General features: G+C 56.8%; 14 protein-coding genes. 9 read left to right on the top strand and 5 right to left on the bottom strand.

Annotated features, from left to right (window positions below; translation table 11 throughout):
* The first annotated feature begins 28 nt into the window (after window positions 1-28).
* From VFX97_16285 to VFX97_16265, 5 genes are all read left to right on the top strand, one after another.
* Entirely contained in the window at window positions 29-2,740 is a 2,712-nt protein-coding gene (locus tag VFX97_16285; protein ID HEX5704759.1) for a DUF5916 domain-containing protein, read from the top strand.
* Between the two features lie 150 nt (window positions 2,741-2,890).
* Entirely contained in the window at window positions 2,891-5,458 is a 2,568-nt protein-coding gene (locus tag VFX97_16280) for a DUF5916 domain-containing protein (GenBank protein HEX5704758.1), read from the top strand.
* A gap of 110 nt (window positions 5,459-5,568) precedes the next feature.
* Window positions 5,569-6,627 carry a cytochrome D1 domain-containing protein gene (locus tag VFX97_16275; protein HEX5704757.1) on the top strand — a complete coding sequence of 353 codons (1,059 nt, stop codon included), beginning with the start codon at window positions 5,569-5,571 and terminating at the stop codon, window positions 6,625-6,627.
* Between the two features lie 59 nt (window positions 6,628-6,686).
* Window positions 6,687-7,916 carry an efflux RND transporter periplasmic adaptor subunit gene (locus tag VFX97_16270; protein HEX5704756.1) on the top strand — a complete coding sequence of 410 codons (1,230 nt, stop codon included), beginning with the start codon at window positions 6,687-6,689 and terminating at the stop codon, window positions 7,914-7,916.
* Between the two features lie 130 nt (window positions 7,917-8,046).
* A complete protein-coding gene (locus tag VFX97_16265) occupies window positions 8,047-11,343 on the top strand; it encodes an efflux RND transporter permease subunit (GenBank protein ID HEX5704755.1) in 3,297 nt (1,098 codons plus the stop codon).
* 117 nt (window positions 11,344-11,460) lie between these two features.
* Here the strand turns inward: VFX97_16265 and VFX97_16260 are convergent, their stop codons facing one another.
* The 4 genes from VFX97_16260 to VFX97_16245 all read right to left on the bottom strand — a co-directional run bounded on the left by VFX97_16260 (window position 11,461) and on the right by VFX97_16245 (window position 16,063).
* The gene (locus VFX97_16260; GenBank protein ID HEX5704754.1) at window positions 11,461-12,021 is read right to left on the bottom strand and encodes a transposase; all 561 of its coding nucleotides are present in this window, start codon (window positions 12,019-12,021) and stop codon (window positions 11,461-11,463) included.
* Window positions 12,022-12,465: 444 nt separating this feature from the next.
* The gene (locus VFX97_16255) at window positions 12,466-12,978 is read right to left on the bottom strand and encodes a thioredoxin family protein (protein HEX5704753.1); all 513 of its coding nucleotides are present in this window, start codon (window positions 12,976-12,978) and stop codon (window positions 12,466-12,468) included.
* 185 nt (window positions 12,979-13,163) lie between these two features.
* Window positions 13,164-14,714: a pitrilysin family protein gene (locus tag VFX97_16250; protein HEX5704752.1), complete on the bottom strand. Its 1,551-nt coding sequence runs from the start codon at window positions 14,712-14,714 to the stop codon at window positions 13,164-13,166.
* Entirely contained in the window at window positions 14,714-16,063 is a 1,350-nt protein-coding gene (locus VFX97_16245) for a pitrilysin family protein (protein ID HEX5704751.1), read from the bottom strand. The genes VFX97_16250 and VFX97_16245 overlap by 1 nt, the downstream gene beginning before the upstream one ends.
* A gap of 226 nt (window positions 16,064-16,289) precedes the next feature.
* On the opposite strand from VFX97_16245, the gene rpmE reads away from it, so the two are divergent.
* Window positions 16,290-16,517, top strand: a complete 228-nt coding sequence (gene rpmE, locus VFX97_16240; GenBank protein ID HEX5704750.1) for a 50S ribosomal protein L31 — start codon at window positions 16,290-16,292, stop codon at window positions 16,515-16,517.
* A 24-nt stretch (window positions 16,518-16,541) separates the two neighbouring features.
* Here the strand turns inward: rpmE and VFX97_16235 are convergent, their stop codons facing one another.
* Window positions 16,542-16,673: a hypothetical protein gene (locus VFX97_16235; GenBank protein HEX5704749.1), complete on the bottom strand. Its 132-nt coding sequence runs from the start codon at window positions 16,671-16,673 to the stop codon at window positions 16,542-16,544.
* A gap of 45 nt (window positions 16,674-16,718) precedes the next feature.
* Between VFX97_16235 and VFX97_16230 the strand changes: the two genes are divergently transcribed.
* The 3 genes from VFX97_16230 to VFX97_16220 all read left to right on the top strand — a co-directional run bounded on the left by VFX97_16230 (window position 16,719) and on the right by VFX97_16220 (window position 25,453).
* Window positions 16,719-17,924, top strand: coding sequence for a DUF1385 domain-containing protein (locus tag VFX97_16230; protein ID HEX5704748.1), 1,206 nt, complete (start codon window positions 16,719-16,721; stop codon window positions 17,922-17,924).
* Window positions 17,925-17,994: 70 nt separating this feature from the next.
* On the top strand, window positions 17,995-19,071 hold the full coding sequence (gene prfA / locus VFX97_16225; protein HEX5704747.1) for a peptide chain release factor 1: 1,077 nt from the start codon (window positions 17,995-17,997) through the stop codon (window positions 19,069-19,071).
* A 571-nt stretch (window positions 19,072-19,642) separates the two neighbouring features.
* Window positions 19,643-25,453 (top strand): M36 family metallopeptidase, encoded by a 5,811-nt coding sequence (locus VFX97_16220; protein HEX5704746.1) that lies wholly within the window; start codon window positions 19,643-19,645, stop codon window positions 25,451-25,453.
* Window positions 25,454-26,046: the final 593 nt, after the last annotated feature.

Below are 26,046 nucleotides of genomic sequence, written 5' to 3'. Positions count from 1 at the left end.
AGCCGAAGCGCCGCGGAGCCAGCACCTAATGACCTTCAATATTTTCCCCTCTCTCGGATTGCCATTTGTCCGCCCAGCGACAGTGGCCGGGTTGCTTTTCATCTTTTTTGCTTTAGTGGTTTGCGGTTCAGGGGCCTATGCGCAGACTGCTACTGCAAGCCCGTCTGCAAGTCCTTCTGCCAGCCCGGCGAGCACCAATCCGGCATCCGCGCCGACACCGGCAACTGCGGGCGTTGATGCGAAGGCAGCCAGCAGCGGCCGCACCGTCGTCCTTCCGCCTGAAAAGGCCCAACCGGTCCGTGTCCCGAAGCTGAGTAAGCCGCCCGTCATCGATGGAAAGCTTGATGATGAAGTTTGGAAAGAGGCCGCAGTCCTGAAGGACTTCTATCAGATCGATCCGGGTGACAACATCGCGCCGTCAAAGCCGACTGAGGTCCTGCTCGGCTATGACGAAAAATTCTTCTACGTCGCGTTTCGTGCTTTCGATGAGCAGGACAAGATTCGCTCGACCGTGGCTAAACGCGACAACATTTTTCAGGACGACTATGTCGGGATGTTCCTCGACACGTTTAATGATCAGCGCCGCGCCTTTGAATTCTTTTTTAATCCGTTAGGCATTCAAGGCGACGGAATTTTGACTGAAGGCCGGGGCGAAGATTTCAGCGTCGATGTCGTGTTTGACTCAAAGGGAACGATCACTGAAACCGGCTACTACGTCGAGATCGCCATTCCCTTTAAATCGATTCGGTATGTAGCCGGCAAAGACAAACAGTGGGGCGTCCACTTTTTCCGGCGCATCCAGCGCTTCAACCGTGAGCTCGACTCGTGGATGCCATTCTCGCGCAGCATCAGCGGCAACATGAATCAGGCCGGTCATATCACGGGACTCGAGGGAATCTCCACAGAGCGCACACTCGAGCTGGTTCCAAGTATCACGCTTTCCCAGGACGGCCGGTTCGTTCGTTCGTACGGTATCTTCCCGAACACCCCGGCGGCGCTGACTGACCCCGGCCGGATCGTGAACGACCGCCTTCGTTTCGACCCGGGTCTCACGCTCAAGTTCGTTCCCAGTCCGGCTATAACTCTCGATCTGGCGATCAATCCCGACTTCGCGCAGGTCGAAGCTGATCAGCTTGTCGTCACCGCCAACCAAAGGTTCCCGATCTTCTTCCCGGAAAAACGGCCGTTCTTTCTGGAAGGCATCGACATTTTTCAGACGCGCGTTACCGCCGTGCACACGCGTGCGATCGTCGATCCGGACATCGCGGTGAAGACTACCGGCAAGATCGGTCGCAACAGTTTTGGCCTGATCCTGGCGAGCGATAATGGGCCGGGAAATCTCAGCGCCGATCAGCGCGGAGCGCTCAGCTCGTGTCTCGAACGCCGCTCGCTGGATCCGCGCGTGGTCTGTAACGATGAACGGTTTGTCGATAAGAACGCCTACATCGGCGTGTTGCGGCTGAAGCGTGACATCGGCAAGGAAAACACGCTGGGCATGCTCGCGACCACTTACAACTTCATCGAGAAGCACAATCAACTGCTCGCGATCGACGGCCGTTTCAAGCTGAACAAGCAGACAGTCTTTGCTTTTCAGACGCTGGGCACAACGTCGCGGAATTTCTTCTTCGATCCTGACGACGGCATCACCCGGTATCGCACGGGAAATGGTTTTGGCTACTCCACGGTTTACAGTGTTTCCGGCCGGAACTGGGGATATGAGCTCGGCGGCGACGGCTTCACCCAGGACTATCGCGCGGACGTCGGATTCTTCCAGCGACCGAACTCGAATTTCAATTTTGCGTTCCTGCGCTACAACTCAGATCGCAATCCAAAGAAGACGTTAGTTTCATATCACATTCACAACTTCACCCACGTCGATTACGACTGGCAGGGTCGAATGTATATTTGGGAGTCCGAGAACCTGGCTGAGTTGAGCCTCCCGCGCAGCAGTTGGGTCGGTGTTTGGTATGAGCCGGCCTGGGAACGTTTATTCGATCACGAATTCGGCGCCACGCGCGAGGCGCGACCGTGTAATCCGTTTGGGGGCAATAGCGCCACGCGTTGTACGTTCTGGGGGCCGGACAACGAACGTTCTTCGATGAAGCACCACCTGTCAGGTTACTTCGGCTCAAATTTCAACAAGAAGGTCCAATTCAACGGTCAGGTTACGCACCGCTGGGGACACTTCGATTTGGATTTTGGAAACCTGCCAAAGTATCCACGCGTGAGTCCACCCGCAATTGCAGCACGTCAACTAGTCGCCACGGGTCAGTGCGATCCGCCGGCGGCCAATCAGCCGGATCTTCGATCGCCTCTTTGTTTTGGTGTGCCGTTGGATCCGGGCCGCGGAAACCTTTTGCAAATAAACGGCGGCATCACCTTTCAACCGACCAACGAGTTTCGCACTTCGCTGAGCCTCAATAAACAAAGACTGGTCCGGGATGACACCGGTCAAGTTGCGTTTGACGTCAACATCTGGAATTGGCGCGGGACCTATCAATTCACCAAGGCCTGGTTCGCGCGCGCCATCATCGATTACAACACGCTGAATTCGCGCGCGCGCTCGCAGTTCCTGTTGGGCTGGACGCCGAGTCCGGGCAAATCGTTCTACGCCGGTTACAACGACGATTTGAACTACAACACTGTGCATCCATTCAGCAGCCAGATAGTGCCGGGCTTCCGGCGCAATAGCCGCACGTACTTCGTCAAGATGTCCTGGCTGTTCCGCAAGAGCTTCTAGCCGGCGGCGCAGTGAGATCAGTACCACCTGCACCCGGTCTTTGGCGCGGCAGCCGCGCTGGAGTGGTCGATAGCGGGTGGGTTAAAAAACGCAACGAGAGTAGTGTTCGACCCATCCATTCAGGCGGATGGTTCTGACCTAATTTTCAGCATGAGTGGCACACAAACTTTTCTCCGGGTTGCCCGATCCGCCCTGGCGTCCGCATTTGTTGTTTGCGCGGCTTTCACCGCTCAAGCGAAATCGACCCCGACTGCCACGCCGGCCCCGTCTCCTGCTGCCTCACCCACTAGTTCGCCGACAGATTCAACGGCCGCGACATCACCCGCACCGGTAAAAGGACGCGTTGTGCTTCCGCCTGAGAAAAGCCAACCGGTTACCATCGGCAGGTTTGAAAAGGCCCCGGTGATCGACGGCCGGCTTGACGATGCCGTGTGGCAAAGCGCTGCCACCTTCAAGAACTTCTATCAAACCAGTCCGGGTGACAATACAGCGCCTTCGAAGCCCACCGAAGTGATGATGGGCTACGATTCAAAGACTCTCTATATCGCGTTTCATTGTTTCGACGACCCTGACAAGGTCAGCGCCTCGATCGCCAAACGCGACGACGTTCTCAACGGGGTCGAGGACAGCATTCGCGTGCTGCTCGACACCTTCAACGACCAGCGGAAGGCGTATGTGCTCGCGTTCAATCCGCTCGGCGTACAGATGGACGGCATTCGCACCGAAGGTGTAAACGTCGATTTCAGCGTCGACATCGTGATGGAGTCGAAAGGGTCGATCACCAGCGATGGCTATGTCGTTGAAGTGGCGATTCCGTTCAAGTCGCTGCGGTACGAAGCCGGCAAGGGGAAACTTTGGGGCATTCAGATCTTTCGCATCATCCAGCGTTTGAACGGCGAGCAGGATTCGTGGATGCCTATCTCGCGCGACACTAACGGGTTGTTGAATCAAGCTGGAAAGATTACCGGGTTCGAAGGCATCTCAACTGAACGCACACTTGAACTGATTCCCAGTCTGACCGTTTCAGAGACCGGCAAGATGCTGCCGCATTACCTTCCGATTCCGAACGATCCGGGCCGGATGGTCAACGAGCCGATCAAATTCGATCTCGGATTGACGGCGAAGTACACGCTGAACCCGACCTCGACAATTAACCTTGCCATCAATCCTGACTTTGCGCAGGTCGAAGCCGACGCGACGGTGGTCACGACCAACCAACGCTTTCCGATTTTCTTTCAGGAGAAACGACCGTTCTTTCTTGAAGGCATCGAACTTTTTCAGTTGCCGCTGAACGTCGTGCACACGCGCACGATCATCAATCCACTCGTGGCCGCAAAGTGGGTGGGCAAGCAAGGGCGCACATCTTACGGTTTGATGGTGGCGGCAGATCGAGGTCCGGGAACATTCACCGGCGACGAGCGACTCGATTCATTCAACTTCCCACTGTTGGACAAGAAGGCCTACATCGGCGTGTTACGCCTGACCCGAGATGTCGGCAAGGAAAGCCGCGTCGGCCTGGTGGCAACCTCATACAACTTTATTGAAAAGCACAACCAGATCCTCGGCATCGACGGCCGGTTCAAGCTCGACAAGCAGACGACCCTCACGCTTCACACGGTGGGCACGACTTCGAATCGTTACTTTCGCGATCCCGAACTCGACCGGACGACCGCCTGCGCCAGCCTGACCGGGCGTGAGCGAAGCTTCTGTCAAAGCCGTCTGGTTTACCGCAAGGGAAACGGTTTCGGTTATCTCGCGCAACTCGACAAGGCGGGTCGCAACCTGTTCATCCAGGCGTTCGCGTTCGGCCGCACGCGCGATTTCCGTTCGGATGTCGGCTTTGTCCGTCGCACCAACACAAACGAGAACGATTTCTACATCTCCTGGAATTCGACTCCGAAACAGAAAGCGCGACTGGTATCGTGGAACGTCGAAAGCTTCAATCAGCTTCTCTACGATTGGGACGGACGAATTCAGGGCGGGCAGTCCGGCGCCCATTTGTTCTTCAATTTCCAAAAGCAATCATTCTTTGGTGGCGGGTTTGACGATCGTTACGAGAAGGCTTACGAGGAAGAATTTGGCGCCAAGCGGACGGCGGCGCAGGCGGGTGCGTTCTTTGGCGAGCCGACCCGATCTTCGCATAACAAGGTTTGGTTCTTCGGCGGCGGCGCCACGCCGAGCAAGAAATTTTCAATGCGCTTCTTCGCCAACTTTGGCCATGGCGCGTTGGATTACGACTTTGGCGGCGGGCCAAAGTATCCGCGCGTGAGTCCGGCGGCGCTTCAATTTGGACAGGGAGTCGCGCTCGATCCGGGACCGGGGTTCGCAGTGGATTTGAACGGCTCCTTCACTTACAAGCCGACCGAGAAATTGCAGCTTTCGTTGAATTACAACAAGTCGCGTCTCCGTCGTTACGACACGAACCTCGTCGCGTTTGACGACAACATTTACGCCTTCCGCGGGACATATCAGTTCACCCGGTTCTGGTTTGCGCGCGCGCGCGTTGACTACGACACGCTGGCATCGAACGTTCGTGGCCAATTCCTGCTGGGCTGGACGCCGAATCCGGGCACTGCTTTCTACGCTGGCTACAACGACGATCTCAATCGCAACGGCTTCAATCCATTTACCGGCGATCTGGAACCGGGGTTTCGTCGCAACGGCCGCACGTTCTTCATCAAGATGTCTTACCTGATTCGGAAGAGCTTCGGCGGATAAGTCGGTACGCTCGCCCCGGCGTGCTGGATCGTTCCTCACCACTGGCAGATGATCCAGTCTGCACGTAAACTCTCGCTGCGCGTCATCGGTAACGACTAAGGAGTTTTTCTATGCGTCTCTTCAATTTGTTCCGTCTGGTTATTTGTCTTCTCGCCGTCGCGGCGATGCCCACGATCGCGGCTGCCGATTCGGGCACGCTGCTGGTGCTGAACAAATCCGACAACACCGTCTCGCTGATTAACGTCGCGACTAACACCGCCGTGGCCACCATCCCCACCGGCGCCGGTCCGCACGAAGTGGCCGTCTCGCCCAACGGCAAGATCGCGGTCGTCGCAAACTACGGCACTCAGCAGGCTCCGGGAAGTTCTCTGACTGTCATTGATGTTGCCGGCAAGAAGACACTCAAAACGATCGATCTCGGCGAATATCGCCGCCCACATGGCATCGAGTGGTTGCGCGGAAATGAGATCGTCGTCACGGCTGAGGGGAACAAGGCTCTGCTGGTGGTGGACATTGAGAGCGGAAAAGTCGCAGCCGCAGTGACAACCGATCAGAACGTCTCGCACATGGTCGTGCTCGCCCGGCGCAGCAATAAGGCTTTCGTCGCGAACATTGGATCCGGCTCGGTCACGGTCATTGACCTGAAGACGCGTAAGAAGATTTCGGATCTCGCCACGGGTGCCGGCGCCGAAGGCATCGACATCTCACCCGATGAAAAGGAAGTGTGGGTGACAAACCGTGCGGCTAATACCGTCTCAGTGATCGACGTGAAAACGTTGCAGATACTAGCGACGGTCGAGTCAAAAGATTTTCCCATTCGCGTGAAATTCGCGCCCGGAGGCCGTTTCGTTCTGGTCTCAAACGCGCGTTCTGGTGACGTGGCAGTCTTCGACGCCGTGACCAGGAAAGAAGTGCGGCGAATTCCCATGCAATTGAAGGCAGCTGAGGGAGCAACTTCAGGCCAGCGCATTTTTGGGAATCAGTTTGGCCAGGGTCCAGTGCCCGTGGGAATCCTGGTCGCGTCCAAACTCTCGCACGCGTTCGTCGCGAATACCAACGCTGACATCGTGACTATGATCGACCTGAAGACCTGGCAAGTCGCCGGTCGACTGACCGCAGGAAAAGAACCCGATGGGCTGGGCTATTCACCGGTAACGCTCAAGCCGTAACCCAACTCAACCTCCCGTCGTCTAACGTGCTAGACTTCACGCATCCTACTGAAAAGACGATGGGTTTGCTTTCAAATATTTGGATCTATTCTCAACGTGCAGCTATCGCGTTGCTCGCAGTTGCGGCCCTCGGTTCGGCTGCCTGCAAAAGTGATTATCCGGCGTCCGGTCGGGCGGCCCCCGGCGATGGCAAAGGCCAGGCGCGCCAGGTAAAAACCGTACCGGTTGTGGAGACGCCGATCGGCGACACAGTGACCGTTAACGGAACGCTGGCCGCTTACGACCAAACGACTGTCGGGATGAAAGTCGCGGGACGCCTGCAATCGATAACCGTGGATTTGGGAAGTGTCGTGCGGAAGGGGCAAGCGATTGCGCGGCTCGAGCAGCAGGACTATCAACTCCGCGTCCAGCAGGCAGAAGCCGCGTTGGCCCAAACCCGCGCGCGCGTCGGATTGTCGCCCGCAGGTGGCGATGATCGCGTAGCGCTCGAGCAAACCGGACCGGTGCGAGAAGCGAAGGCAGTGCTCGACGAAGCGAAAGCGAAACGCGATCGCGCCGCGCGTTTGATCAATCAGGGAATTATTCCGCGCGCTGAGTACGACACCGCCGACGCCGAGTACAAAGTTGCCGCCAGCCGTTATCAGGATGCCATCGAAGAAATTCGGAACCGGCAAGGCCTTCTGGCGCAAAGACGTTCAGAGTTGAATCTCGCTCGACAGCAACTTGCCGACACGGTGCTTTACGCACCGATCAGTGGGGTCGTACAGCAGAAGAGCGCGAGCGTGGGCGAGTATCTTGCCGCGGGCGCCCCGGTTGCCGACATCGTGCAGATCGATCCATTGCGACTGCGGGTCGATGTGCCTGAGCGTGAATCAAACAATATTCGCAACGGACAAAGCGTGCGCGTCACCGTCGAAGGCGATCCGGAAGCCTATCTCGGCGTCGTCAAGCGTTTGAGTCCGTCGATCAGTCAGCAGAATCGGGTGCTCGCCGTCGAAGCCGACGTGCGCAATAGCGGCCGCCTGCGACCGGGCGCATTTGTGCGCGCCGAGATTGTGACGGATCAGACCAGCAGCGCGGCGACCGTTCCGCCGAGCGCGATCGTTACATTCGCCGGCATCGAAAAAGTGATTACCGTTGAAGGTGGCAAGGCCGTGGAAAAAGTTGTGATGACCGGCCGGCGCGGCGCCGATTGGGTCGAGATAAGATCCGGCGTCAATGTTGGTCAGCCGGTCGTGGTGAATCCGGGCAACTTACAGTCCGGGCAGGCGGTGACGGTTACGGAATAACGATCATTTTCCATTTGTCATTTGGCATTTATCATTTCTCATTACAACTGCACGAGTTCCGATTTATGACTGAGGAATGGACAAAGCCAATGTCAGATGAAAAATGGAAAATGAGTCCTAGCGCTTTGTAATGCAGAAACTAGCCGAAATTTGTATTCGCCGTCCGGTCTTCGCCGCGATGATCATTCTTTCTTTGGTCGTCGTCGGCGCGGCGAGCTATTTCCGCCTGGGAGTTGATCGTTTCCCCTCAGTTGACGTGCCCACCGTCAGCATTCGCACCGGACTTCCCGGCGCGTCGCCTGAAGAAGTCGAATCGCTGGTTTCCCAACCGATTGAAGACGCAGTGAACACCGTCGATGGCATCGACGAGTTGCGTTCAATTTCAAGTCAGGGCCAATCGTTTGTCATCGCCACGTTCAAACTCGATAAAGATATAGAATCAGCCGCCCAGGACATTCGCGATCGCGTTACCGCTCTTGGCCGCCGCTTACCTGAAGACGCCACCCCGCCCGTCGTCTCAAAATTCGACAACGACAGTACGCCGGTTTTGACCATCGCTCTCTCGGCTGATCGTTCGATTCGCGAGCTGACCGAACTCGGGGACAAAATCGCCCGGCCTCAACTTGAGCGCGTGGGCGGCGTCGGCGAAGTTCGCGTCGTCGGCGGGCTTCAGCGCGCCATCAATCTGTGGGTCGATGCGGAACGGCTTGAGGCATATCAAATTCCGATCACGCAGGTTCGGCAGGCGCTGCAGCGACAGAACGCGGACGTGCCGGGCGGCAACGTGAACACCGGAAAAGAAGAGTTAGTGCTGCGCACGCTCGGTCGTTTCACCGATCCGCGCCAATTTGAAGAGTTAGTTATTGCCAACATTAATGGCTCGCCGATTCGCGTGCGCGACATTGGACGCGTCGAAGACGGCACCAAAGAGCAGCGGTCGCTGGCGCGGCTCAACGGCGTGCCGACGGTGACGCTGGACATTCGTCGCCAGTCAGGCGCGAACACAATCGAAGTTATCAACGGCATCAAGCGGGAATTGCCGCGCTTGACCGGGCAGCTTCCGTCGGACGTAAAGCTTGAAATCATTCGCGATCAGTCCCGCTACATTGAGTCGGCTTTGCACGAGATTCAGACGCACCTGGTCCTCGGCGGCATTCTCGCCAGCCTGGTCGTGCTTCTGTTCATGCGCTCGTGGCGCTCGACAATTATTGCCGCAGTGGCGATTCCGGCCTCGCTGATTTCGACGTTCGCAATGATGCGCGCGTTGGACTTCACTCTTAACAGCGTGACGATGCTGGCGCTGGTGTTGATGGTCGGCGTCGTGATCGACGACGCGATCGTCGTGCTGGAAAACATTTTCCGGTTTATTGAAGAGAAACGTATGCCGCCGCGTGAGGCAGCCAAAGAAGCCACGAAAGACATCGGTCTCGCGGTTTTGGCGACCACGCTTTCATTGGTCGTGATCTTTCTGCCGGTGTCGTTCATGTCTTCGATCTCGGGTCGCTTCCTTTACCAGTTCGGCATTACCGCCGCGGTCGCGATCATGGTTAGCCTTCTGGTTTCCTTCACGCTGACGCCGGTCATGAGTTCGCGTCTGATCCGCGTGAAAGACACGGGCGGGCACGGCCAGGCGTCGTCGCGCAAGGGGTTCTATCGTTGGATCGATTGGGGCTACACGTGGATGCTGAGCTTTGCGATGCGCCATCGTATCGCCGTTTCAGTGGTCTCGCTGGCCGTGATCTTTTCCACGGTCCCGCTTTATCGCGCGGTGAAGCAGGAGTTTATTCCCAGCAACGTTGACGAGGCCGAATTCGAAGTCAACATCAACGGTCCCGAAGGCACCAACATGCAGGTGATGAACGCCGCCATGCTGGAAATCGAGAAGCAGATCATGGCGACCCATGGCGTGCGGCTGGTGCTGTCGAGCGCGGGCGGATCGTTCATTGGCGGACTGAATTCCGGCGGCGCTTACGTGCGCATTGCGCCGCATGAAGAGCGGACTCTGTCGTTAACTCGCATCTGGACGGAGCTGAAAAAAGGGAAGCCCTGGCAGGCTTTCCGCGGTAACTACACGCAGCAGGATGTGATGACGGAAGTTCGCAAGCGTCTGCAACGCTTTGCGCCGATGCGCGCGGGTGTCCGCAATTCGAATTCGTTCAACTTTGGGACTGGCGGCCGCTTTGACATCGATTTTGTTTTGCGTGGTCCGGAGATCGAGAAGCTTTCGGAATACGCGGAAGAGTTAGGCAAGCGCGCTTCGAAACTTGGCGGCATCGTTGATATCGATACGTCTTTAAAATTGAATAAGCCGGAGCTGCGCGTCAAGATCGACCGGCAACGCGCCGCGGACTTGGGCGTTGACACGTCTGACATCTCGACGAATCTCCGTTTGATGGTCGGCGGCGAGGATCAGGCTTCGCGTTACCGCGACGAGTCACTGAATGAAGATTACGACGTGCAGATTCGTCTGAGCGAACGCGATCGTTCCGACCAGGAGACGATTGGGCGTCTCTATGTGCCGTCATCGCGCGGCGGTCTGGTCAGGCTGGACAATCTCGTGAATATTACGCGCGAGATAAGTCCGTCACGCATCGATCACCTCGATCGCGAGCGCCAGGTGTCGCTGCGTGCCTCGGTGGCGCCGGGTCATGCGCTCGCCGATCGCATCCAGGCACTACGCGGCGCCGTCGCCGAGATGGGTTTGCCGGTCGCATACACCACGACGGTTGCCGGTCGCGCGCGCGAACTGGAACGAACTTTCGTTGAGTTCGTGTGGGCGTTCATCCTCTCGGTCATTTTCATGTACATGATCCTCGCCTCGCAGTTCGAGAGCACCGTTCACCCGATAACGATTCTGCTCAGCCTGCCGTTGTCGATGCCTTTCGGATTGTTATCGCTGTGGCTGACCAACGACACGTTGAATCTTTATTCCGCGCTCGGTCTGCTGGTGCTGTTCGGTGTGGTCAAGAAGAATTCGATTCTCCAGATCGATCACATGAACAAGCTGCGCGAGATGGGTATGGAACGCGCGCAAGCCATCATGCAGGGCAATCGCGATCGTCTGCGACCGATTCTGATGACGACGCTGGCGCTGGTCGCGGGGATGTTGCCGCTGGCACTCGGTACCGGGCCCGGCGCCGAAGAGCGCCGTTCGATCGCGGTGGTAGTCATTGGCGGACAAACCCTTTCGCTGCTGCTGACGCTAATCGCCACGCCGGTCGCTTACTCACTGCTCGATGATCTTGGATCGACGGCGCGCTGGAAGCGATGGGCTCGCGCCGCCCACACGTTTACCGAACCAATCCGGGCGCGCATTCCAAGCTTCCGACGTGCGCCTGCCACCGAAGCGCATTCCACCGACCATGCGCCGGAACGCGAGCGCATTCATACGACTGACGGCCTAAAACCTGTAGGCGGCGGCAAATAGACTCTAGCGGCTTGGGCGCCCCGCGGGCGGTGAGACTTGCCAGCGTTGAGGGCGCAACCAGCGGCTTTGCCGCCCCGCAGTGCGGTGAGGCTTGCCTCACCGACCGAGCCTTCTTACCTAAGAGGCTGCGCCTCTGCCCTTCCTCCAGCGAAGTTTATCTAAGTCTACGGTTAGAGGTTCATCTTCAAGCGGCATTCCATTCCAAATCCGCACACTTGAGTAAAGGTAGTCTTCCGCTCTGTTCACCAGGCCTGCTCTAACGGGATTCTGATGGGTGTAGTGAACGCGCTCCATTAACATATTCTCGCTTGTCAAGAGACGAACATTTGGATGGTGATCCCAAAGTGAGTATTTGTGTCCCCGACGATATTCTTGATGTTGAAGTTTCTGCAGCGAGGAGTCGTGTCCGTGCTGCTTAAGAAAATCAATGACTCTGCGGCTGACGATGCCGTTAACGAACTGAAGCACCTTTGCCGGCTTTTTCTCGCTGTCGGAGATGAGATGAAAGTGGTCGGGCATAATGACGTAGGCGAAGATGAGAAATCCGCCCGAGGTTCGAGCTTCGGCAAGCGCGTCGCACGCTACTGACTTCAGCTTATCAAGCCGAAATGCTGGTAGACGATCCTTTGTAACCGACGTCAAATAATAAGCAGGAGAGTTGGGAGTAATCAGATTCATGCTGTCTGTTTGCGAAGCGTAGCCTCGCAGATTTGTTTAGCCCTCAGCGGTGAGGCAGCCTCACCGCACTGCGGCACGGCAGAGCCGTCGCGCTTGGTCAGCCCTTAACGGTGAGGCAAGCCTCACCGCACTGCGGCACGGCAGAGCCTTCAGCGCTTGGTCAGCCCTCAACGGTGAGGCAAGCCTCACCGCACTGCGGCGCGGTAGAGCCGTGGCGCTTGGTCAGCCCTCAACGGTGCGGCAAGCCTCACCACACTGAGGCAAGCCTCACCGCACTGCGGCGCGGTAGAGCCGTCGCGGCCTTCGGCGCTTCATTAGTTTAATCCGATTGACACGCGTGTCCCGTTGCCAAAAGTTTTACATCGCTGTTGACTGGACAGGAGTCGCCGGGCGCAGGCAGAAACAAAGTGGATTAATTGAGAGTTCGGCCGAAAGACTGAAGCGTTACGGCGTGGTTGCGGGTTTGACCGGTGGCGCCCACTGCTTCAGGAAGTTATTCATCTTTTCCAGGTCGTAAGAATTTCCACTTTCGAGCACGCCCGTACCCTGAGAATGCAGAAACTTTCCGTCTGACTCGAGCACGAAAATGTGCGGATAACCTTCGGCCGGTGGATAGCGTGACAGGACTGCCTCGTTTGGGTTCTCGTCACTGAAATTAATCTTCACAGTCACAAAGTTCTTATCACGCAGCGCCTTCACATCGGGCTGAACGCCAAAGTATTTATCCAGGATGTGACACCAGCTGCACCACTCGCCACCCACGATTAGCAAAATTCTTCGATTCGAGCGTTTTGCTTCCGCGACCGCGTCATCAATGTCGCGCGCGGCGTCGCGTTTCGGATCGTATTTCGTGACGGGTGTGTAAGGCGATTGTGCGGCGGCTGACTGTGGCGCGACGGCCGCTAGAGCGCAAACGGCTGCAAGCGCCAATACAAAGTGGATTATTTTAAGATTCATCGGCTTCGTTGTGTCAGCACCCGGAGCGGTAGCGACGGGATCGGACATTCAATGTTTATATGACCCGGTCGCAACCACCACCCCGCGCGGGATGCCCGCGCGCGGACCCCGGTCCGCTCCCGGTACTGACAAACCGCTCACTGCTCACCGCCCACAGCTCACTGCCCACAGCTCACTGCTTTAGCTCACTGAAACACTCGATCCACCGGCACAATCGTAACGTTTTCCGGCTTCACGGCGATCTGGTAACGCTCGATCACTTTGTCTTCGTCGGTGATCTCTTTCGGCTTCGGCGCGTTGTAGGTAATCGGCGAAGGTTTGTTGCTGAGGATCGCCTGGCTCAAGCCTTCCGCGTCCTTCGTGATAATCGCGACGCGCATCGCGTCAGATTTCAGATGCGTTCTCAGCGCGCGGTTGACGTCGGCCAGGGTCAACTTCGCGAGCTGCTCGCGCATGTACGCCGGAAAGTCCTTAATCTTGTAGTAGCGGCTGTCTAGCGCGTAACCGAGCTGCGCGTCCTGCGTGGCCGTCAGGATATTGACGAACTTCATCAGAAACTGTCGCGTCGATTCGAAATCGTCCGGCGTCATTCCGTTCCGCATTAGCTTGTCATATTCGTAAAGCGCCGCACGCAGGGTGAAGTGACCGTTCTGCGGCTCGACCGGGCGAATCCAGATTTGGAAAATTTGCTGCTGGCGGCCCAGGTTCGGATCGGGCTGGAACTGAAACATGCCGCGCGGAAAATATTCTATGTAAGCGTAATCGCCGTAATTCAATCCCCGCAATTCACGCAAACGCTGATAGAGATACGCGCTGCTCGAACGATGCTGGCCCAGATATGAAGTGATGAGCGCCAGCGCCGGCCAGTCCTTATGACTGCGATTTACCGAGATGGGGAAACCCAGCGAGATGGCCGTCGAAATTGTTTCGCGCTTGACGATCTCAATGCGCATCCCGGGCGCGACCGTGGGCGCTCGAAACTTCGCAGTGCTGGGCTTACCCGCCGGCAGTTTGTTGAAATCCGCGCGCACTTTCCCGACAAAGGTTCGCGGATAACCACCCGCCAGCCCCAAAACCAGATTCGCGCGCGTGAAGTTTTGGCTGTAAAAGGCGCGCACGTCATCAAGCGTCAATCGCTCGAGTGACGATAGCCGGCCAATGTTGTGATGACCATAGGCGTGGCCGGCGTAGATGATGTTGTAAAGCTGTTCTTTGCCCAGCTCCTCATCGTTGGCTTCGCGTAACGAGACCTTTAGGAAGTTGATCGCGTCCGCTTTCAAGCGCGTGAAGTCTTCCTGCCGAAAACCCGGATCGAGCAACATCTGACTGATGATCGAATAGTACCGATCCAGATTGTCCCGATGTGTGGTCCCGGTAAAGACCGTCATCTCTTTATCAATCTGCCAATCGAAGTCGCTGGCCATCGGATAGAACGCGTCCTGAATCTGTTCGTAAGACATCTGCCGCGAACCGGCTTCCGCCAGCATCGCAGCCGTCAAAGCCGCCAGCCCTTCTTTATCTTGCGGGTCGAAAGCCGAACCCGTCATAAAAAGGATACGGAAGCTGATTAGCGGCGAGCGATTGGGTTGAAGGACCGCGTTCGGCACTGCCGGAATTGGTTTTCTTCTTTGTTGAGCCATCAGAGGTGCGATTGAAGCGGAGGTGACAATTAAAGCGCCGGCAAGAACGGCCAGCAGGGGGTGGCGGATCGGGCGAAACAGCTCGATGCGATCCATTATTTGCCCGCCTCCTTTTTCTTGTCCGTCGCTAAAGTCACGATGGTGCGATTTCGGTCAACGAAATACTTTGCCGCAGTACTGCGGACATCTTCCGGAGTGATCTGCGTGTAAACATCGAACAATTTGTTCAGCGTCTCAGGCGTGCGCTTAAGCGCGATGTAGGGCGCCAAGATGCCCGCGATGGCTTCTGAACTGTTCATTACCATTGCCAGGCCGTAACGCGTGCGCGAGCGAGTGTCATCAAGTTCCTTCTGCGGGACCATCTCAGTTGAATAGCGTTTGAAGGTCTGGAGAATTTCATCACGCACGTGATCGACATCTTTCTGATCCTTAACGCGCGCAAAAACCGAGAATAACTCGCCGTCAATCGAGTCATCGAACGAAGCGCTGATGAAATCCACCTTCTGTTCTTTCAGCACCAGCTTTTGATAAAGGTCTGAGTTCTCTCCGAAGGCGATTGAAGCGAGGAGATCAAGGGCGGCTTTGTCTTTGCTCTCATCCGAAAAGGCCGGGCCGCGAAAAGCTACGACCAGATACGGCAGGGTTGGGGAGGCCCAATCAACATGGGCCGTGCGCGGCTCTTTCTGTTCCGGCTCGGATGGAATCTGCGGCACGTAGTTGCCGCGCTTCCAGTCGCCGAAATATTTTCTGGTCATCGCCAGGGCGTTTGCGCGCGTTACGTCGCCGACTACCACGATGGTGGTGTACTCGGGGCGATAGTACCGATTGTAGAATTGCCAGCTGTAGTCGTACTGGTTTGGCATGTCCTGGATGTCGGCGATATAGCCCAGAGTTGTGTGCGCGTAAGTGTGCTTCTTGAAAGCGGTCTCGCGCAGCTTCTCGTAGAGAATTGTGACCGGGTTGGAAGCGCTCTTGTCATACTCGCCGCGGACGGCGCCGGCTTCGGTCTTGTACTGCTCCTGTGTGTATTTCAGCCGCTGGAAGCGATCCGCTTCCATCTCCATGATTTTGTCCAGGTCCTCTTTCGAGAAAGTGGCGTGATAAACCGTGCGGTCGTCGGACGTATAGGCATTTGTTTCGGCGCCCGCCGCTTTGAAAATCTTTTCGCGCTGCTCGGCCGTGTACTTCTCGCTGCCGCGAAACATCAAGTGCTCAAAGAAATGCGCATAGCCGCTCTTGCCCTTTTCGACCTCGTTGCGCGAACCGGTTCGCACAACGATGTAAAGCGCGACCAGATTTGGATAATCAGTCGGCACCGTGATCAATCGCAAGCCATTCGGCAAGTCGTCAATCGTATATTCGTAGGCGAAAAACTTGCTCGCTTTTTGGGCCATAACAACCATCGGTATGCAGAGAATTAGCGATGCGATAACAAGAAATTTCATGATACGCGAGTTAACTCCTCTAAGTGTTTCCGGGAGATTGTGAGTATACACGAGGCTAAGCAGCAGTCAGTACCGCGAGCGGAAGCGACCGGGTCGTGGTTGATTTTTTGCCCGGTCGCTAGCGCCCCTGGTGCGGACCCACACTGCTTGACCTGTCGCACAGTAGGCCCGTATCATGGCTTGTTTGAATGAAGCGAAGAAATGCTGACAGTGTAGGTAGAGAGAAATGAAAGCTGGAATTCATCCCGAATATAACGAAATTGAAGTGACTTGCGCGTGTGGTGAAGTCTTTAAGACGCGCTCGACGAAAAAAGGCGATCTGCACATCGAAATCTGTTCGGCCTGCCATCCGTTCTTTACGGGTAAGCAGAAGCTGATCGACACCGCTGGACGCGTGGATCGATTTAACCGTCGCTATGCTGCCAAGGCGCCCGCGGCGCCCGCGAGTAAGTAAGTTGCGACTGATGCGAATTCGTCATTAGCGATTGGAATCAAGATGCCGGCGTAGTTCGACGCCGGCTGGTCGGATTGCATCCAATCCGAGCAGCCGGAAAAGAAACGCCGGCATAGTTGTAATTAGCAGTGGCACAGACTTTAGTCTGTGTTTCATGTTTAGCCAGTAGAATCACAGACTGAAGTCTGTGCCACCACGAATATGAGCACTAACGAACGAGATCTAATTGTCGGCGGCCAGGCCGTGATTGAAGGCGTGATGATGCGGACGCCAGGCGCGTACGCGATTGCTGTGCGCAAAGCCGACGGCACCATCGTCAACACCGCGGCGACCCTCCCGAAATGGAGTGACAAGTACCCGATTCTCAAGCTGCCGATTCTGCGCGGCGGCGCGGTTCTGATGCAGTCAATGGGCCTTGGCATTAAGGCGCTGAACTATTCAGCCGCGGAAGCTTTCGAGGAAGTAGAAGAAGCCGAAGCTGAAGAAGTGAAAATCGCTTTGACGCCGGCAGTGATTGAAGGGGAAGGCGACTTTGCCGGGATCACGGGCGGGCTGCCCGGTGTCATTCCGATTCCGAAGAAGAAGAGCAGCGCGAAAGAAGTTAAGAAAAGCGGCGCGGCTGCGGCGGCCGGCTCGATCATCTTCGCGATGCTTTTTAACATCCTGCTGTTCGTTGCCGCACCTTTGCTGCTGACGAACGCGTTGTTTATCGCGGCCGGTTGGGCGCCCGGACCGGCGGCGGTCTCGTCCACCAGCACGCCACAGCCAACAGCCGTCCCGAATACTGGCGCACCGCAAACAGCGCCGCCGGCGCTCGAGGGGCAACCCTGGTACAGCCGCGCGTGGGGTTCGGTGAGTGGGTATCTGCATCCGGTGCGGCCTTCGGTCAGCTTCAATCTGATCGACGGTGCGATTCGCATGACGTTCTTCCTGATCATGATCACCAGCTTTTCACTGCTGAAGGACATCCGGCGCGTCTTTGAATATCACGGCGCCGAACACAAGACGGTGTTCACCTGGGAGAAGGGACTTGATCTGACCGTCCCGAATGCGCGGATTCAACCACGCCAGCACCCGCGTTGCGGCACGAGCTTTCTGATGGTCGTAATGCTGGTTTCGATCCTTTTGTTCTCAGTCATCAAGTTTGATTCGCTGCTATTCAATTTTCTGGTACGTCTGGCGCTGATTCCGGTCGTCGCCGGCATTTCGTACGAAATCATTCGCCTTTCGGCGAAGAAGGAGACTGGATTCTTCTTCAAGATGATCACGCGTCCCGGCCTTTGGCTGCAGAACGTGACTACCAAGGAACCCGACGACAACCAATTGGAAGTCGCCATCACGGCGCTGAAGGAAAGTTTGAAAATGGAGCCAAAGCCGAACGAACCGCAATTGGCGCCGTTGTCGTAAGAGGAGTGGCACAGACTTTAGTCTGTGAATGAAAGATAAATCACAGACTGAAGTCTGTTTCACAAGTTCCATGCTCGATAAACTTGCTCAAATTGAAACGCGTTACCAGGAGTTGACGGACGAACTCTCTTCGCCGGAGCTCTTGTCGAACCCGTCGGCCTACGGTAAAGCCGCGAAGCAGCATCGCAGCCTCAGCGAGATTGTCGAGAAGTATCGCGCCCTGAAATCGCTTCAAGAAGAACTCGCGGGCGCCCGTGACTTGACGGAAAACGCAGCCGACGAAGAGATGCGCGAGTTGGCCCGCCTCGAGATCGAATCCCTGCAGGCAAGTATTGAGCAGGCTGAAGCGGATTTGAAATTTCTGCTCATTCCACAGGATCCCAACGACGAAAAGAACGTAATTCTTGAAATCCGCGCCGGGACCGGCGGCGATGAAGCTTCGTTGTTTGCTTCCGACATGTTGCGCATGTACGCGCGCTATGCTGAGCGGCAGCGTTGGAAGATGGAAATTCTGGACGCGTCCGAAACCGGTGTCGGCGGCGTCAAAGAAGCGGTTGCCTTGATTGAAGGCGACAAGGTTTATTCAAAGCTGAAGCACGAATCCGGAGTGCATCGCGTGCAGCGCGTGCCGCAAACCGAAGCCAGCGGTCGCATTCATACTTCAGCGATCACGGTCGCGGTTTTGCCGGAAGCCGAAGAAGTTGACGTGAAGATCGAGGCCAAGGATTTGCGCATCGACACGTTCTGTTCGTCAGGTCCGGGCGGCCAGTCCGTGAACACGACGTACTCGGCGGTGCGCATCACGCACTTGCCCACGAACGTTGTCGTCTCAATGCAGGACGAGAAGTCGCAGATTAAGAACCGCGAAAAGGCGATGCGTGTGCTGCGCGCGCGTCTGCAGGAGATCGAAGAACAGAAGCAGCATGACGCGATTGCCAGCGACCGGCGCTCGATGGTCGGCTCGGGCGATCGCTCAGAAAAGATTCGTACCTACAACTTCAAAGATAACCGCGTTACCGATCATCGTATCGGCCTCACTATTCATCAGCTCAATCTCGTCATGGAAGGCGCTCTCGATCAAATCATCGAGGGATTGACCACCCACTATCAGGCTGAGAAGTTGAAAGAAGAAACGGTCGCCGTCTAACCAAGCTGTTGGCTATGCCCAAAAGAGTATTGGGTGGTGTAATGGCCTGCTCATCACGGAGCCTATGGCCCACCATACGCAACAAGCTGCGGAGCGGCGGACGTAGTTAAGCCCAGGGCGAGGCTTGGGGAGCCTTGGGTGAGAGTGCGCACAAATTGTTTGAAGCCGCGGAGCGGCGACCGATAATCGCTCTATCAGGCTTTGAAGCTGCAATGCCGACTGCAAGACGGTGATCCAAAATCTTTGTGGCCGCTTCGCGGGCTCGGTTGATCTAGAAAAACTATAGTCACCCAAGACTCGCAAAGCCTCGCCTTGCTTAGCTATGACCGCTGCTTCGCAGCTCGGCTATTAGCCCTTCATTACAGTTCCGTCGGACTAAGCAGCTAGTCCGAAAGTCTTGCAATTTGATTTTGTTAGGAGTACAAAAGCCACATCCCCGTAGTCCGATCTGTTTCTCAAGTTTTTCTCAACCCGGTTCCCCTAAGCTGAGCCTGTTTTTCTCCACGATGTTCGCGTAAACCCTCGGGTGCCGTGTCATCCGAGATTCTGCTGTTTTGACTGGGGGTTACTCATGAACCGGCAAAGAATCGTTCTGTCGTTGGCCTTGGGCATTGTCGCGGTTTGCCTGCTGGCGTCCGCGCTCTTTACTTCAACAGCTCAGAAAATGGGCCGCGGCCTCGAGGGCCTGCCACCCGAACTTGATGTCCGCGTCAGAGATGGCGTTCTAAGTGGCCGTCTGCCGGACGGGAAAACGCAGGCCGAAGGCTTGACGGCGAATTTGTCGCTCCGGCCGAACGCGGCACAAAACAAATCTGTCCAGGCCCTACAGTCTGAAGCGCGCTCGCCGGTAAGCGTCGAATACAACCGTTTGACGGGAACGCCCCGCCACATATTTGCCACGAGCGGTTACTTGAGCGCGCCGAGCCAGGACGTTCCTGAGAAAATCGCTCGTGATTTCATCGAGCGCTGGCAGGGCATCTTTCGTTTCAGTGACAGCGATTTGCAGAGCCTGAGGTTGAAGAGCCGCACGACTTTGCCCGATTTGGGCTCGACGATCCTTCTATTCGAACAGACCGTCGAGGGCGTACCGGTTTACAAAGGCGAGGTGATGGTAAACGTCAACCGTGACGGAAACATTATCAATGTCGGAGGTGACAGTTATCCACAATTGCGAGTCACCAACGGCGTATCGCTTTCGCCGGCGGGAGCCATCTCCCGGGCGGCAGCTTCACTCGGCATCGATGGCTTTACGCCGCGACAGACGGGCACGAAAAAAATTCCGCGCAGCTTCGGCAACGTGAGTCCCGAGTTCATTGATGCTCCGCGTTTCGACAAAGGCGGCGTCTTTGGCGACGACATCATCGTCACGCATGTGCTTTTTCCAATGGGTAACGAAGCGCGGCATGCCTATCAATTTGTCCTGACCACGCCGCAGTACCGCGGCATCATGTGGAACAACATTGTGGACGCACAGACCGGGGAGGTGCTGAGGCGCACCAGTCTGACGTCGTTCCTCGGCCCGGCCGGCGGCGGTCCGATTAACAGCCGGCGCGCGACTTTTCGTCCGGACATTCAGGACCTGGTCGAATCTCACAACAACGCGGGAACCGCGAGTGGAAACGTTTTCGATGGTATGCCCGTGGCCTTGTCAGGCCGCCGGACATGCTCAGGCAACATTCCACCGTCAGCTTGTAACGGCAATCCAGTAGTGGGTGGCACTCTGGGTCCCGGCTATGGCCGCTCGCCCGCACCCGGCACTCCGCCGACCTATCAGACCGACAACAACGAATTCAACCGAAACAATGGACGCGGCTTTAAGAAAGGCCTGGTAAGCGGACGCACTGAGAATCCATTTGCGGACACGGGCGGAGCTCTGTTTCCTTCGCTCTTTAATACGCCGTTCGGACAACTCCTGCGGGGATTTCCCGATGCTTCGAATCCAACGCCCAACTCGATCTTCGGTTGGTTCTACCTGCCCACCGGTACCGGCGGGACTGAGATAACGGATGGTGACAACAATCGCGCCGCGACTCGGGCATACAAATACGACATGCCCGCTGAAGCAGTCGCCCGCAACCTGGCGGCAAACTCACCGGTGCCCGACAAGAGCCAGCCATTCTCAGCCGATTTGACGCCGCTGCCGACAACTCTGACGCTCCGCGATGGACGTGCCCTGGCGTCAGTCTTCCAATCCCGCTATACCGAAGGAAACAACGTCCTGGTAGCAGATGACCGGGCCGACGATAACGAGACCACCAGCGGCATCAAGGGTTACAGCGCCAATCGTCAATTCACCGCCGGCCATTACACGTTTACCAATGGCTACGAATACGGCGGCGTGGATGCTCGAGATTTTATTCCAGATCCCATTCTGGGAACCGACACCGGCGTGCCCTGTCAGGCTGCCGGGCCTTGCAACGTGGCATATCCGGCGAGCTCGAATGCGGACGTTTATCCCGGGGCCGTAACGCTCTTTTTCTACACGAATCTTTTACACGACTACATGTACAGCATCGGCTTTACCGAAGCGACCTGGAACTTTCAACAGGATAATTTTGGTCTTGGTGGCGCGGGCCAGGACGCTCTCAGCGCCAACCTGCAGGACGGCTCAGGAACAGACAACGCAAACATGGGCACACCCGCTGATGGCTCGGCGCCGCGCATGCAAATGTATCTCTTTACCGAGAGCACTTTTCGTCGATCCGACGGTGATTTTGATTTCGATGTGGTCGCTCACGAGTTCTACCACGGCGTCTCAAATCGATCGGCGGGCAAGGGGCCGACCGACTGTCTCGGCACGCCACTGGTCGGAGAGTCAGGCGGCCAGGGAGAAGGCTGGTCAGACTTTATTGCAAACTCGATGATGGATGACGATACGACCGGGGAGTACGTGACCGGTGAATTCGATATCGGCATTCGGCGTCTTCCCCACACAAACTATCGTTGGTCCTATGCCGCGATTAACGGTGGGGCGTTGAATCGAAGGGATCAGGGGACGCCCGATCCGGCCCCGGTGCCGGCGACGCCATTTCAGGTCCACAACGTAGGTGAGGTTTTCGCTGCCACGCTCTGGGATATGCGCGAGCTGTTGATTATGAAAGATCCGAACGGGGTCTTCTTTGACGGCAACCGGCGACTGAACGGGATTGCCGGCGCGCTTTTCTACATTGGCCCGCGACAAGTTCAATCCATTGACTTGAACCACCCGATTAATTACCGCGCTTCTTTCAACACGACCACGACCGGCACCACCGTCTCCGGGGTGCCCAGCCCGGCCCCGGGAATCGGGCCGCCCGAGCAGTTGACCACTCAGGTTCCGACGATTAATCCCGTCGAGCATTTCGTTCGGCCGGGTCTCTTGACCACGGAAATCCAGTCCCGCGGCGATCGCGTCGGTCCGCTGGCGACGGCCGTCAGCCGAGGCGCTCGGCTGGCTGACACGCTCGTGTTGCGAGGCTTGCAGCTCGGACCGTGCAATCCCACGATGGTTGACACACGAAACGCGATTCTGCTCGCAGACAAAGAAATGAATGGCGGCGAGAATCGCTCGCTCATCTGGCGCGCGTTTGCGAGTCATGGAATCGGTGTGAATGCCCAGTCGACCAACGCCGGCGGCAGCACCAATCCGGTAGTCGAAGATTTTGCGGTGCCCGCCACAGTGACAACGTGCGAGAGCCTGGGACCGCTCGCGACTCCGACCTTCGCCCTGGCGAATTCCGGACCAAACAAGGTCACGGTAACTATCAATGGCGGGGTACCCATCGCTGGCGCGTCCTTGTATTTGATTACGCGGTCGTTCAAAGCCGCCGGTCCGTTCACGAAAGTGGGTGAGATACCTGGGACGCAAACGACCTTTGACGACACTAATCTTTCCGGTGGTCAAACCTATTTTTATCAGGTTCGCGCGAGTCGCGACGCATCCGCCGACTGCGTTTCTCTGGCCAGCACCCAAAGCGTCGTCGTCACGAACGGTGTGGTCATCACACCCGCGCCAACCTTCTTTGGAATCGATCAAGTAGATGATCCACAGACGGGCAACAGTTTGACGCTCAAATGGAACAGTCCGATTACGCCGAATCCAAGCGGCGACGTATTCACGGCCTGCTCAGATTGCGTATTCGATATTTATCGCAGCGAGCGCGCCGACCCCAGCGATGGGACAGTCGAGCCTACCTTTACTCCTTCGGAGTCGAACCGCATCGCCCAGGGCGTGACGGGTCTCCAGTACACCGATACCAACCTCCAACTTGGACAGGTTTATTACTACATCGTGCAGGCGCGGAACGCCGCTGGAGTTAAAGACACGAATAACACCGGCAATGCTCTGGTTCGCTATAACATGCCGTCGATTACTTCCTTCAAGCCCATCGAGCCTTTCTCGAGAGAAGATTACGAATCGTCGTCGGCCAACGCGCGTTTCCAACCGCCGTTGCAGGATTCCGGCAACAACCCGCAAGAGGGCCAGCCGCTTTGGCAACGCGTAACCGGCATCGTCCAGCCGGGTGGCTCAACCAGCTCAATGATGTATGCGCCCGACTTTGATCCCGGCTCAGACGGAGCCAACAGCGACATCAGCACAGTGATTGGACCGCTGATGCTTTCAGAGACTTCCGTTCTGGATTTTGATCACTTCTTTTCATCCGAGGCCCGCTTTGACGGCGGTTTGCTGGAAGTTGCGAAGGGTAGCGCGAATTTCAATTCGACGCCGTTCCCCGACAACACAACGACCTTCGATCTGGGAAACTTCATAGTCGAGGGCCAGTACAATTCCAAGCTGGATGGCAATCAACTGGGTGTGCCGCTTAGTCCGCTGCTGGGACGCCGCGCGTACACTGGCATCAAGGGATATCATCACGTGCGAGTGGCGCTGGCCGAGTTTGCTCCAGGTGGCGACCACAATCAGGAAGGCGTGCCTATTTATCTGCGCTTCCGCATGTCTTCCGATGTGGGAACGAACAATGGAGCGGATTCAGGCTGGTACGTCGACAACCTGATTATTCATGACATGGGAACCGATGGCACGCCGACACCGACGCCCACGCCGACACCGACGCCTTCACCGTCTCCGTCGCCTTCGCCGACGCCTTCTGCGTCACCGACGCCCTCCGCGTCACCAACGCCGTTCACGATTTTCCAATTCAGCTCTGCGACTTACCCGGTTCAGGAAGCCTGCACAGCGATAAACGTGACGGTTATCCGCAGCGGTGTAGTCAGCACGACTTCAACGGTCGATGTCGGAAGCGCTGATGGCACGGCTAAACAGAAAGGCGACTACACGTTTGTGATTGCGCGTCTGGTCTTCGCGCCTAATGAGTCGCAAAAGAGTTTCCCGGTGCTGATCTGCGACGATGGTTACACGGAAGGGACTGAGTCGGCGACGTTGATTTTGCAGAATCCGACTAACGGCACGCTGGGCGCAACCAGCACCGCGAGTCTGCTAATCGTCGACAACTCGCCCGAGACATCGAGCAACCCGATCGACGTCTCGAGCACTTATGTCTGCCAGCATTACCACGATTTCCTGTACCGCGAGGGCGACGCGTCCGGGCTGGCCTTCTGGACGAATAACATCGAAAGCTGTGGTAGCAACGAGCAGTGCCGGCAGGTAAAACGGATCAACGTTTCCCAGGCTTTCTTCCTGTCAATCGAATTCAGGGAGACGGGTTACCTGGTAATCCGCGCGCACAAAGCGGCCTTTGGTAGCAGCAAGAGCACGCCTCGATACCCGACCTTCTTGCGCGATCAACGCCAGATCGGCGAAGGGGTTATCGTCGGAGAGGGTGATTGGCAAACCAAGCTCGCCACAAACAGGCAGAGTTATCTGGCCGATTTTGTGTCGCGTGCCGAGTTCACTTCGATACCGTCCTTTGCACCAGGGGCGCCGGCCGCCACGTACGTTGACGCGCTCTTCGCGAACAGCGGGGCGACGCCGACCTCGGCTGAGAGAGATGCGGCGCTGGCTGCTTATGGCAGTGGCGACACGGCGGGACGCGCCGCCGCGCTGAACAGTGTCATCGACAGCGGCGCGGTCTTTAATGCGCAGTACAACTCGGCATTTGTGTTGATGCAGTATTACGGTTACCTGCGCCGTAATCCTGATGACCCGCCAAATAACAACTTCAGCGGTTACGACTTCTGGCTGGCAAAGTTAGATTCATTTAGCCAGCCGGGTGAGGACATGCGAGATGACCAGCAGGCCCAGCGGCGCGTGCAGCGGGCTGAAATGGTCCGGGCGTTCATCGAATCGTTTGAATATCGCCAACGGTTCTTTGGTGAACCCGGCGGAAACCAAATCGGCTCGGAAACCGGAACCATGGCGCGTGTAAAAGGCTGGGTGAATTCGCTGCTGCGGTCTGCGATTGTTGATATCGCTTCAGGATAGATGGGCGTTGCAGACCAGGAGCGGTAGCGAGCCTCGATCCCGTCGTCGATCTGTTGACGACGCACTATCAGGCGGGGAAGTTGAGAAAAAGAAACTGGTGGCCGGTAAGCGAAGAACTTACCGCACTGTGCAGCGCCAGAGCCGAGGCTTGTTCATCGACTGCGCTCACCGTGCTTCGGCTTTGCCCGAAAAGTCCCAGGTGTCGTAAGCGCACGCTAATCACTGAACGTGTGAAGGTCAGTACGCAACGAGCTGCGGAGCAGCGCAGGTAGTTTAGCCCAAGGCGAGGCTCTGCGAGGGTAATTATGTAGTTGGCTCACCCCAGCCCAACCCGAAGGGTTGTCAGAAAGTAGCCGGTGGTCGGAGTCCGCGGAGACCACCGGAAAGTCGTTAATCATGACCGCACCCCGAAGGGGTGCCAGACGTCACAACAAGTACTTCTCATCAAATTCGATACCGGCCGCGTTAAGAAGCTCTCTCAATTCATCAACAAATGAATGTTTACGATGATGCGCCTCCTGCGTGGCAATGTAGCGACGAACTGAGTTGGTCGCCGTGGGGCTTACGGTGAACGCCGCATAACCCTCTTGCCA

Source organism: Pyrinomonadaceae bacterium (genome assembly GCA_036277115.1).
Classification (GTDB): domain Bacteria; phylum Acidobacteriota; class Blastocatellia; order Pyrinomonadales; family Pyrinomonadaceae; genus UBA11740.
The sequence above is the reverse complement of the archived record's forward strand: the minus strand, read 5'-3'. Positions and strand labels throughout refer to the sequence as shown.